The sequence below is a fragment of the Pseudonocardia pini genome (assembly GCF_013870575.1).
In the GTDB taxonomy this organism is placed as follows: domain Bacteria; phylum Actinomycetota; class Actinomycetes; order Mycobacteriales; family Pseudonocardiaceae; genus Pseudonocardia; species Pseudonocardia pini.
Genome location: NZ_JACBXB010000102.1, coordinates 1 through 10697, shown reverse-complemented (window position 1 = coordinate 10697; position 10697 = coordinate 1). Strand labels below are relative to the sequence as shown.

At 70.6% G+C, this 10697-nt stretch carries 10 protein-coding genes and 1 pseudogene; 1 reads left to right on the top strand and 10 read right to left on the bottom strand.

Going from position 1 to position 10697, the window contains the following annotated elements; all coding sequences use genetic code 11:
- Window positions 1-626 (bottom strand): annotated as a pseudogene (locus tag H5J29_RS09075) (transferase); the annotation flags it as partial.
- A complete protein-coding gene (locus H5J29_RS09070; RefSeq protein ID WP_312858127.1) occupies window positions 623-1915 on the bottom strand; it encodes a methyltransferase domain-containing protein in 1293 nt (430 codons plus the stop codon). The pseudogene H5J29_RS09075 and the gene H5J29_RS09070, both read right to left, overlap by 4 nt.
- 431 nt (window positions 1916-2346) lie before the next feature.
- Here H5J29_RS09070 and H5J29_RS09065 point away from each other — a divergent pair, with 431 nt between their 5' ends.
- A complete protein-coding gene (locus H5J29_RS09065) occupies window positions 2347-2931 on the top strand; it encodes a class I SAM-dependent methyltransferase (RefSeq protein WP_312858126.1) in 585 nt (194 codons plus the stop codon).
- 588 nt (window positions 2932-3519) lie between these two features.
- On the opposite strand, the gene murA is transcribed toward H5J29_RS09065, so the two are convergent.
- The 8 genes from murA to H5J29_RS09025 form a co-directional block, all read right to left on the bottom strand.
- Window positions 3520-4788 (bottom strand): UDP-N-acetylglucosamine 1-carboxyvinyltransferase, encoded by a 1269-nt coding sequence (murA, locus tag H5J29_RS09060; protein WP_181780473.1) that lies wholly within the window; start codon window positions 4786-4788, stop codon window positions 3520-3522.
- A gap of 50 nt (window positions 4789-4838) precedes the next feature.
- The gene (locus H5J29_RS09055) at window positions 4839-5420 is read right to left on the bottom strand and encodes a cob(I)yrinic acid a,c-diamide adenosyltransferase (protein WP_181780472.1); all 582 of its coding nucleotides are present in this window, start codon (window positions 5418-5420) and stop codon (window positions 4839-4841) included.
- Window positions 5421-5496: 76 nt separating this feature from the next.
- Complete coding sequence (locus tag H5J29_RS09050; RefSeq protein ID WP_181780471.1) at window positions 5497-5925, bottom strand: DUF2550 domain-containing protein; 429 nt, start codon at window positions 5923-5925, stop codon at window positions 5497-5499.
- Window positions 5926-5949: 24 nt separating this feature from the next.
- A complete protein-coding gene (locus H5J29_RS09045) occupies window positions 5950-6330 on the bottom strand; it encodes a F0F1 ATP synthase subunit epsilon (protein WP_181780476.1) in 381 nt (126 codons plus the stop codon).
- A 48-nt stretch (window positions 6331-6378) separates the two neighbouring features.
- On the bottom strand, window positions 6379-7812 hold the full coding sequence (atpD, locus tag H5J29_RS09040; protein ID WP_181780470.1) for a F0F1 ATP synthase subunit beta: 1434 nt from the start codon (window positions 7810-7812) through the stop codon (window positions 6379-6381).
- A complete protein-coding gene (locus H5J29_RS09035; protein WP_181780469.1) occupies window positions 7812-8813 on the bottom strand; it encodes a F0F1 ATP synthase subunit gamma in 1002 nt (333 codons plus the stop codon). Before H5J29_RS09035 ends, atpD begins: the two co-directional genes overlap by 1 nt.
- Window positions 8814-8826: 13 nt before the next feature.
- Complete coding sequence (gene atpA / locus H5J29_RS09030) at window positions 8827-10473, bottom strand: F0F1 ATP synthase subunit alpha (RefSeq protein ID WP_181780468.1); 1647 nt, start codon at window positions 10471-10473, stop codon at window positions 8827-8829.
- Window positions 10474-10510: 37 nt separating this feature from the next.
- Window positions 10511-10697 (bottom strand): F0F1 ATP synthase subunit delta (locus H5J29_RS09025; RefSeq protein WP_181780467.1); only part of this gene is annotated, 187 nt, incomplete at its 5' end.

Here is a 10697-nt window from a genome sequence, read left to right as displayed (position 1 = left end):
TAGAGCGGGAACCGCCACGCCCGCACGGTGCCGAGGCCCAGCGTCTCCAGCATCGATACGGCCGTGGGGACCGACAGGTAGACCGGGTGCCCGTGCCGCACCGCGTTCCACTGGCCCTGGGCGAGCACCGCCGCGAGCGAGTGGAACTGCAGCAGCAGGGTCCCGCCCGGCGCGAGCTGCGCCAGGCGCTCGTCGAGCTCGGCGCGGACGTCGTGGGCGTGCATCAACCCGAAGCAGTCCAGCACGAGGTCGGCGGTGTCCCCCGCCGCGTCGGTGATCCCCCGCTCGGCGAGGTGCCCGACCCAGCTCCCGCCGTGCGGGCTCGGGTGCTCGATGACCGTGCCGCCCGCGGGCAGCAGGCCCACCTCGGCCAGGGACCCGACCGCGGCGCGTGCCTGCGCCACGAGCGCCTCGGGCTCGATGCCCCGGACCTCCTCGGGGACGGTCGGGTCCTCGACCAGCTGGGCCAGCCCGCACTCGACGCACAGCCAGAGCCGGATCGGGAAGACCGGGTCCGCGTCGGGGTCACCGAGCTCGGGGAAGTGGTCGCACGCGGGCTGCAGGCCCATGTCGAGCACCTGCTCGCCCCACCGGCCCCGGCAGAACCGACACCGTGGGCCGCTCACCCGACGACCTCGAGCGTCGGGATCGGGAAGACCAGCTTCCCGCCCCACTCGCGCACGTACCCCAGCTGCTCGACCAGCTCGCGCCGGAGGTTCCACGGCAGCACGAGGACGTAGTCCGGACGGTCCGCGGCGATCCGCTCCGGTGGTTCGATCGGGATCCGCGTCCCGGGGGTGAACCGGCCGTGCTTGTAGGGGTTGCGATCGACCGTGTACGCCAGCAGGTCCGGGCGGATGCCGCAGTAGTTCAGCAGCGTGTTGCCCTTCCCCGGGGCGCCGTAGCCCACCACGGTGCGGCCCTCGCGGCGGGCGTCGAGCAGGAACCGGAGCAGGTCGTCCCGGATGGTCGAGACCGCGCCCGCGAACCCGTCGTGGCCCTCCGGCCGGTCCAGCCCCGCCGCCTCCTCGCGGGCCAGCAGGGTGGCGACGGCCCGCGTCGGCTGCGCCCCCGCCTCCCGCGGCCGGGCCCACAGCCGCAGCGACCCGCCGTGGGTCTCGATCAGCTCGACGTCGACGAGCACCAGACCGGCCGCCGCGAGCGCCCGCTGCGCGGTGAGCACCGTGTAGTACTGGAAGTGCTCGTGGTAGATCGTGTCGAACTGCCTGCGCTCGATGAGGGTGAGCAGGTGCTGCACCTCGATGGAGATCCAGCCGTCGTCGGCCACGAGGGCCCGCAGCCCCTTGCCGAAGTCCACGACGTCGGGGATGTGGGCGAAGACGTTGTTCGCCACGACGAGGTCCGCCGGGCCGTGATCGGCGCGGACCCGGCGCCCCGAGACCTCCGACAGGAAGGCGGTCAGCGTGGGGACCCCGCGTTCGACGCGGGCCGCCTCGCCGACGTTGACCGACGGTTCGATGCCCAGACAAGGGATCCCTCGGCGGACGACGTGCTGCAGCAGGTAGCCGTCGTTGCTGGCGACCTCGACCACGAAGGAGTCGGGGCCGAGGCCCGCACGCTCGGCCGCGGCCGCGACGAACCGCTCCGCGTGGTCGACGTAGGAGCTGGAGAACGAGGAGTAGTAGGCGTACTCGGTGAAGGTCGCCTCGGGGGTGATCAGCGGCGGCACCTGGACGAGGAGGCAGTCCTCGCAGACCCGGGCGTGCAGCGGGTACGTGACCTCGGGCTCGTCGAGCCGGTCCGCGGCCAGGAAGAGCTCGCAGGGCGGCGTGGCCCCGAGGTCCACGAAGCTGCGCATCCGCGGTGACCCGCAGAGCCGGCAGCTCGTCGTGCTCCTGGCCGCGTCGGCGGCCGCCTCGCTGGTCTCGACGCTGGTCTCGGCACTGACACCCACGACACTCTCCATCCCACGACGGCGGGGGGCGGTGATCCGGACTGTGACCCGGATCGCACGGCAGGGGACTCGGGGCGACTCGGAGGTTCGTTACCGGCGCAGCCGACGTCTCGTTCCGGCCGTTCGCCCGACGTGCGCGGGATGCGCGGTGGATCCTCGATGCGTCGACCATTCTTTTTGCTCGAAACGGCGCCGTTGTGACCATTCTCCGGACCGGTTAACGCCACGAATATCGACATCGAGAACCAGGAATCGTCCAGACCGAAGGAGTGCGTCCGATGTCGGTGAAAGCTACAGCCCGAGACGCCGTCAACCACATATTGCGCCCATTCGACATCCAAATGGTCAGAGGTCGGTCGGCGGACCAATCCGTCAAAAGCTACATCTCGGCCCGCCGGACCATCGCCGCGGCACGGACCGCCGGGCTCTCCGTGGGCGACTACATCGACCAGACCTTCGCGACGCCGGGCACCACAGCACGGACGGTGGCGGAGATGCTCCGCCTCGGCGGGCTGACGTCGGCCCGGCGGGTCTGCGAGATCGGGCCGGGCACCGGCCGGTACTCGGAGAAGGTGATCGAGGCACTGCACCCGGAGACCTACCTGATCTACGAGACGGCCACGGACTGGTGGCCGCACCTACGCGCCCTGCCCCACGCGGTCGTCCAGCCGTGCGACGGCCACACGCTCACCCCCACCCCGACCGCGTCGATCGACCTGGTCCACGCCCAGAAGGTCTTCGTCTACCTTCCTTTCGAGACGGTCATGGGATATGTCGACGACATGATCCGAGTCGCCCGCCCGGGCGGCGTGATCGCTTTCGACGTGATCACCGAGGAATGCCTCACCGACGATCTCGTCACGGCCTGGATCGCCGCCGGGACGATCTATCGCCCAGTCCCCCGAGAATGGCTGATCGAGTATCTCGGACGACACGGTGTCCATTTCCGCGGGAGCTGCCTCGTCCGACTGGTGGAGGGTCGGACGGAACTGCTCGTCTTCAGGAAGTCGGGCTGACCCGACCCCACCCGACCAGCCGACCCGGGCGGGCCCCGCCCGGCCCCGCTCGACCTGCCCGACCCTGCTCTACCCGTCCGACTTGTCCAACCCGCCCGGCCGTCCGACCCAACCCGCTCCCGCCCAGCTCCGCCCGGCCCCGCTTCACCTGCCCAACCCGCCCGACCCTGCTCGATCTGTCCGAACCAGCCCGGTCTCGCCCAACCCCGCCCAACCCCGCCCGGCCCCGCTTCACCTGCCCAACCCCGCCCGGCCTGTCCGACCCAACCCGCTCTCGCCCAGCTCCGCCCGACCCCGCCCGGCCCCGCTTCACCTGCCCAAACCCGCCCGGCGAACTCCGCGGGCGACGACACCGTGGTCGCCGCCCCGAGCAACACGACCTCCCCCGGCGTCACGAGCCCCACCCCGACCGTGGTCTCCGCGACCAGCAGCCCTCCCACCAGCAGGTACAGCTGCCAGAGCGGCAGCGCGTCCACGGAGGCCAGCAGCCCCTGCACGAAGTCGGTGATCGCACCCATGCCCGCGAGCCTCGCGGGAGCGACGGGCCGGCGGAACCGGGGTTCCCCCCGAGTCGCGGTGGGGGGACCCCTACCGTGCGGGGTCGGCTGCCACCCGTTCGACGTCCGCGCCCAGGGACCGCAGGTTCTCCACGAACCGGGGGTAGCCGCGGTCGATGTGGTCGACGTCCCAGACCTCGGTGACGCCGTCGGCGCACAGCCCGGCCAGCACCAGCCCGGCGCCCGCGCGGATGTCGCTGGCCCACACCGGGGCGCTGGAGAGCCGCTCCACCCCGCGGATGACGGCGTGGTGGCCGTCCGTGCGGGCGTCGGCGCCGAGCCGGACCATCTCGTCGACGAACCGGAAGCGCGCCTCGAACACGTTCTCGGTGATCATCGACGTGCCGTCGGCCACCGCGGTCAGCGCGATCGCCATCGGCTGCAGGTCGGTGGCGAACCCGGGGTACGGCAGCGTCACGAAGTCGACGGCCTGCGGGCGGCCGGGCATCGCGACGGAGAACTCCTGCTCCCCCACCCGCGTCTCGGCCCCGGCGGTGCGCAGCTTGTCCAGCACCAGGTCGATGTGGTGCGGGTCGACACCGCGCACGGTGACCTCACCCCGGGTCATGCACGCGGCGAACGCCCAGGTCGCGCCCACGATCCGGTCCCCGATCACGCGGTGCTCGGTGGGCTGTAGCCCCGAGACGCCGTGCACGGTGAGCGTGGACGAGCCCACGCCGTCGAGCTTCGCGCCCATCTGCTGCAGCATCACGCAGAGGTCGACGATCTCCGGCTCGCGGGCGGCGTTGTCGATCACCGTGGTGCCCTCGGCCAGGACCGCGGCCATGAGGATGTTCTCGGTGGCCCCGACACTCGGGAAGTCCAGCCAGATCTGCGCCCCGTGCAGGTCGTCCGCCTGCGCGACGACGCGGCCGTGCTCGATCTCCGTGGTCGCGCCCAGCTTCCGCAGCCCGTTGGCGTGCATGTCCAGCGGGCGGGAGCCGATCGCGTCCCCACCCGGCAGCGGCACGATCGCCTTGCGGCAGCGCGCGACCAGCGGGCCCAGCACGCAGACCGAGGCCCGCAGCCGGGACACCGACCGGTAGTCCGCCTGCGAACCCGGCTCGGCGGGCACGTCGATCGTGACCGTGCTCCCCGCGACGTCCACGGTGCAGCCCAGGCTGCGCAGCACGTCGGCCATCAGCGGCACGTCCAGGATCTCCGGACAGTTCGTGATGGTGGTGGTGCCCTCGGCCAGCAGCGCCGCCGCCATCAGCTTGAGCACGCTGTTCTTGGCCCCGACGACGTCGACCGTGCCGGACAGCCGGGCCCCGCCACGCACCGCGAAATGCTCTGTCACGACCACCGACGGTAGCGGTCGCCCGGAGTGATCTTCCGGCGACCCGCCGGTCAGCGCTCGGCCTCCGGTCCGCCGGGCTGCCACAGCACGTCACCGGCCGGGTTGGCGCAGCGGCCCAGGATGAAGAGCAGGTCGGAGAGCCGGTTGAGGTACTTGGCCGTCAGCGGGTTGGTCCGTTCGGCGTCGCTCTCCAGGAGCGCCCAGACGCTGCGCTCGGCCCGACGCGCGACCGTGCGGGCCACATGGAGGTACGCCGCACCGGGGGTGCCGCCGGGGAGGATGAACGAGTCGAGCTTCGGGAGCTCCTCGTTGAACTCGTCGCACCAGGCCTCGAGCCGGGTGACGTACCGTTCCTCGACCCGCAGCGGGGGGTACTCCGGGTCCGGGACGATCGGCGCGCAGAGGTCGGCGCCGACGTCGAACAGGTCGTTCTGCACCTGCCGCAACGGGACCAGCAGCCGCTCGGCCAGCCCGCCGACGGTCACCGCCACCCCGAGGGCGGCGTTGCACTCGTCCGTGTCGGCGTAGGCCGCCAGCCGGACGTCCGTCTTCGACACGCGCGAGAAGTCGCCGAGCGCAGTCGTCCCCGAGTCCCCGGTCTTGGTGTAGATCCGCGTCAGATGCACAGCCACAGCCCGAACCCTAGGCGTTGTGGAGCCCTACGTGTCGACACGAGGGCCTCAGACGAGGGTTGTGGCTCCATGATGCCTAGCTGGCCTGGCGGTATCCCGGGGGCGCGGCTTCGAGCCAGGCCAGGAAGCCGGTGAGGACGTCGGCGCTCATCGCCAGCTCGACGTCTCGGTCCTCGTGGTCGCGGCAGCGCAGGACCGCGCTGGCGTACGGGATCGCGAAGGACTCGTTCGGCAGCGGGGGGCGGCGGTCGACGATCTCCACGTCGTTGCGGTCGATGGCGACCGTGGGGCCCACCCGGAAGCTGGTGAGCCGGTACCAGGCGAACTGGTCGCCCCGGTAGCGCCCCACGCCGAAGTGCCAGTCCGTGACAGCGAAACGGCGGCGCAGACACAGGTCCACGCCGCCGCCTCGCATGAGTCTCACCCGCCGCACGGCGAGCCAGCCGAGGGCCACACACACGAGCACCAGCACAACGCCGACACCGATCGCCACGGTCTCCGCCACTGCTGCTCGTCTACCGGTCGTCGGCTAGTTCGACCCGGCGGACTCGGCCGCTTTGAGCCGCACCTCGGCCCGCTTGCGCGCAGCCACCTCGTCCGGCTCGTCCCCCGACGCGCGGTCCAGCGCGGACTGCGCCCGCCGCACGTCGATCTCGTCCGCCTGCTCGGCGAACTCCGCGAGGATCGAGACCGTCTCCGGCCCGATCGACAGGAAGCCGCCGTGCACGGCCACCGTCAGCGGCGAGCCGTCGACCGGGTCGATCCGGACGACGCCCGCCTCCTCCAGCTGGGCCAGGGTCGGCTCGTGGCCGGGCATGATGCCCAGCTCGCCCTCGGTCGTGCGGGCCAGCACGAAGCTCGCCTTGCCCGACCAGAGCCGCCGCTCGACCGCGACCAGCTCCACGGTCATCTCTGCCAACTGAGCTCGCTCCTTCGTCGCGAGTGGGCCATCTGTGGATCAGCCCTCGAGCTTCTTGCGGTTCTTGTCCAGGTCGTCCAGACCGCCGCAGAGGAAGAAGGCCTGCTCCGGGACGTCGTCGAACTCGCCCTTGGCGATCTTGTCGAACGCCTCGATGGTCTCCTTGAGCGGGACCGTCGAGCCCGCCTGGCCGGTGAACTGCTCGGCGACCAGGAGGTTCTGCGACAGGAAGCGCTCGATGCGGCGCGCCCGGCCGACGAGCTGCTTGTCCTCCTCGGACAGCTCGTCGATACCCAGGATGGCGATGATGTCCTGCAGGTCGTTGTACTTCTGCAGGATCCGCTTGACCTCGTTGGCGACGCGGAAGTGCTCGTCGCCGATGTACTGCGGGTCCAGGATCCGCGAGGTCGAGGTCAGCGGGTCGACCGCCGGGTAGATGCCCTTCTGCGAGATGGGGCGGGAGAGCTCCGTCGTCGCGTCCAGGTGGGCGAAGGTGGTCGCCGGGGCGGGGTCGGTGTAGTCGTCCGCGGGGACGTAGATCGCCTGCATCGAGGTGATCGAGCGGCCCCGGGTCGAGGTGATCCGCTCCTGCAGCTCGCCCATCTCGTCCGCCAGCGTCGGCTGGTAGCCGACGGCGGACGGCATCCGGCCGAGCAGCGTGGAGACCTCGGAGCCCGCCTGGGTGAAGCGGAAGATGTTGTCGATGAAGAGCAGCACGTCCTGGTCCTGCTCGTCGCGGAAGTACTCCGCCATGGTGAGCGCGGACAGGGCCACCCGCATACGCGTGCCCGGCGGCTCGTCCATCTGACCGAAGACGAGCGCGGTGTCGTTGATGACGCCGGACTCGGTCATCTCCGTGATGAGGTCGTTGCCCTCACGGGTGCGCTCGCCGACACCGGCGAACACCGACGTGCCACCGAAGTTCTTGGCGACACGGGTGATCATCTCCTGGATGAGCACCGTCTTGCCGACGCCGGCACCGCCGAACAGGCCGATCTTCCCACCCTGGACGTACGGGGTGAGCAGGTCGATGACCTTGATGCCGGTCTCCAGCATCTCGGTGCGACCCTCGAGCTGGTCGAAGTTCGGCGCCTTGCGGTGGATGCCCCACAGGTCGCCGGTGATCTGCAGGTCGGGCTCGTCCAGGCACTCGCCGAGCGCGTTGAACACGTGCCCCTTGACCTGGTCGCCCACCGGCACCGAGATCGGACGGCCGAGGTCGGTCACGGCCTGGCCGCGGACGAGGCCGTCGGTCGGCTGCATGGAGATCGTGCGGACCAGGTTGTCGCCCAGGTGCTGGGCGATCTCCAGGGTCAGCGTCTTGGCGAGGTCACCGAAGTCGACCTCGACGGTGAGGGCGTTGTAGAGCTCCGGCACCTGGTTGCGCGGGAACTCGACGTCGACGACCGGCCCGGTGACCCGGACTACCCGGCCGACCCTGGTCTGGGTGTCGCTGTCAGCAGTGGCGGTCATCAGCTCTCACTTCCTGCGGTCACAAGAGCGTCGGCGCCACCGACGATCTCGCTGATCTCCTGGGTGATCTGGGCCTGGCGGGCCTGGTTGGCCTCCAGTGTCAGAGTACGGATCAATTCGTTCGCGTTGTCCGTCGCGGCCTTCATGGCCCGCTGCCGGTTCGCCGACTCCGACGCCGCGGACTCCAGCAGGGCCGCGAAGAGCCGGGCCCCGATGTACTTCGGCAGCAGCGAGTCGAACAGCACGTCCGCGCTCGGTTCGAAGGCGTACAGCTGCCGCGGCTCGTCGGCCGCGGCGGTGGCCGTGGTGCCGGTGGCCCCGCCGGTCTCCGTCTCCGAGGCGACGTCTCCGAGGGCGCCGTCGTCCCCGACGTACTCAACCTCCATGGGAGCCATCCGCCGCGCCTGCGGCACCTGGGTCACCATGTTCTTGAACTGCGTGTAGACGAGGTGCAGCTCGTCGACGCCGTGGATGCCGTCGTCGCCGGGGCCCTCCCCGTCGTCGTCCGCGCCCGCCATAAACGCCTTCACCAGCTCGCGCGCGGCCTCGGCCGCGTTCTCGTAGCTGGGCTGCTCGGAGAACCCGGTCCACGAGGCCTCGACCTTGCGCCGACGGAACCGGTAGTAGCTCACGCCCTTGCGCCCGATCACGTAGAGGACGGGCTCCTTGCCCTGCTCGCGCAGGAGCGACTGGAGCTGCTCGGCCTCCTTGAGCACGTTGGCGTTGTAGCCGCCGCACTGGCCGCGGTCGCTGGTCACGACCAGCACCGCCGCCCGCTTGGCGTGCTCCCGCTCGACGAGCAGCGGGTGGTCCAGCGCCGAGTTGGAGGCCAGCTCGGTGAGGACCGCCGTCATCTGCTCGGCGTAGGGCTTCGCCTCGTCCACCCGGGCGCGGGCCTTCGCGATCCGCGAGGTCGCGATGAGCTCCATCGCCCGGGTGATCTTCTTGATGGACTGCGTCGACCTGATCCGCCGCCGCAGCACACGGATCTGTGCCGCCATGGGTCCCTACCCGTCAGCTCGAAGCCGGCGCCGGCTTGTTGACCTTCACCGTCTCCTGGTCGACCTCGTCGGCCTCGAGGGCCTCCGCCTTGGCCTCCTTGACGACCGACGAGCCGTCGGACGCGGTGAAGTTCTTCTTGAAGTCGTCCACGATGCCCTGCAGACGCTCGACGTTCTCGTCCTTCAGCAGGCCGGTGTCCCGGATCTCGCCGAAGACGCCCTCGTGGTTGCGCCGCACGTGCGCGAGGAAGTCCGCCTCGAAGCGGCTCACGTCCGCCACCGGGACCGTGTCCAGCTGGCCGGTGGTCCCCAGCCAGATGGAGACGACCTCCTCCTCGACCGCGAAGGGCGCGTACTGCGCCTGCTTCAGCAGCTCGACGAGGCGCTCGCCGCGACCCAGCGCCGCGGCCGAGGCCGCGTCGAGGTCGGAGCCGAACGCCGCGAAGGCCTCCAGCTCGCGGTACTGCGACAGGTCCAGGCGCAGCGAGCCGGAGACCGACCGCATCGCCTTGATCTGCGCCGAGCCGCCGACCCGGGAGACCGAGATGCCGACGTTGATCGCGGGCCGGACACCCTGGTTGAACAGGTCCGACTCCAGGAAGACCTGGCCGTCGGTGATGGAGATGACGTTCGTCGGGATGTACGCCGACACGTCGTTCGCCTTGGTCTCGATGATCGGCAGGCCGGTCATCGAGCCCGCGCCGAGCTCGTTGGACAGCTTGGCGCAGCGCTCCAGCAGGCGGGAGTGCAAGTAGAAGACGTCGCCGGGGTAGGCCTCGCGGCCCGGCGGGCGGCGCAGCAGCAGAGAGATCGCGCGGTAGGCCTCGGCCTGCTTCGACAGGTCGTCGAAGATGATCAGCACGTGCTTGCCGCCGTACATCCAGTGCTGGCCCAGCGCCGACCCGGTGTAGGGGGCGAGCCACTTGTAGCCCGCGGGGTCCGACGCGGGGGCCGCGACGATCGTCGTGTACTCCAGCGCGCCGGAGTCCTCGAGGGACTTCCGGACACCGGCGATCGTGGAGCCCTTCTGGCCGATCGCGACGTAGATGCAGCGGACCTGCTTCTTCGGGTCGCCCGACTCCCAGTTCTGCTTCTGGTTGATGATCGTGTCGACGCAGACGGCCGTCTTGCCCGTCTTGCGGTCGCCGATGATCAGCTGGCGCTGGCCCCGGCCGATCGGCGTCATGGCGTCGATGGCCTTGATGCCCGTCTGCAGCGGCTCGCGGACCTCCTGGCGGTCCATCACGCCGGCGGCCTGGAGCTCCAGGATGCGGCGGGTCTCCGCCTCGATGTCGCCCAGCCCATCGATCGGGTTGCCCAGCGGGTCGATGACCCGGCCGAGGAACGCGTCGCCGACGGGGACCGAGAGGATCTCGCCGGTCCGCTTGACGGACTGGCCCTCCTCGATGTGGGCGTAGTCGCCGAGGATGACCGCGCCGATCTCGCGCGCGTCCAGGTTCAGCGCGACACCCCGCACGCCACCGTCGAACTCGAGGAGCTCGTTGGTCATCGCCGAGGGCAGGCCCTCGACGTGGGCGATGCCGTCACCGGTGTCGGAGACGGTGCCCACCTCTTCACGGGAGGTCCCGGTCTCCAGCGACGAGACGTAGCTGGAGATCGCACTCCGGATCTCCTCCGGGGAGATCGTCAGCTCTGTCATGGGGTCGTCTGTTCCTTCTCTTCGAAACGTGAGGCGGTCAGCTGGGGATCGCCCGACGGGCGGCGGCGAGCTTGCCGCTCACGCTGCCGTCGATGACCTCGTCGCCGACCCGGATGACCATGCCGCCGAGCAGGCTCTCGTCGAGCTCCACCTGCAGCGCGATGTCCCGGCCGTAGATCCGGGCCAGGGACCCGGTGAGCTGCTGCTCCTGTGCCGCGCTGAGC

Excerpts from the sequence above, each read along its gene's own strand:
- H5J29_RS09045 (WP_181780476.1), bottom strand. The coding sequence starts at position 6,330 with ATGACCGTGGAGCTGGTCGCGGTCGAGCGGCGGCTCTGGTCGGGCAAG.
- atpD (WP_181780470.1), bottom strand. The coding sequence starts at position 7,812 with ATGACCGCCACTGCTGACAGCGACACCCAGACCAGGGTCGGCCGGGTA.
- H5J29_RS09035 (WP_181780469.1), bottom strand. The coding sequence starts at position 8,813 with ATGGCGGCACAGATCCGTGTGCTGCGGCGGCGGATCAGGTCGACGCAG.
- atpA (WP_181780468.1), bottom strand. The coding sequence starts at position 10,473 with ATGACAGAGCTGACGATCTCCCCGGAGGAGATCCGGAGTGCGATCTCC.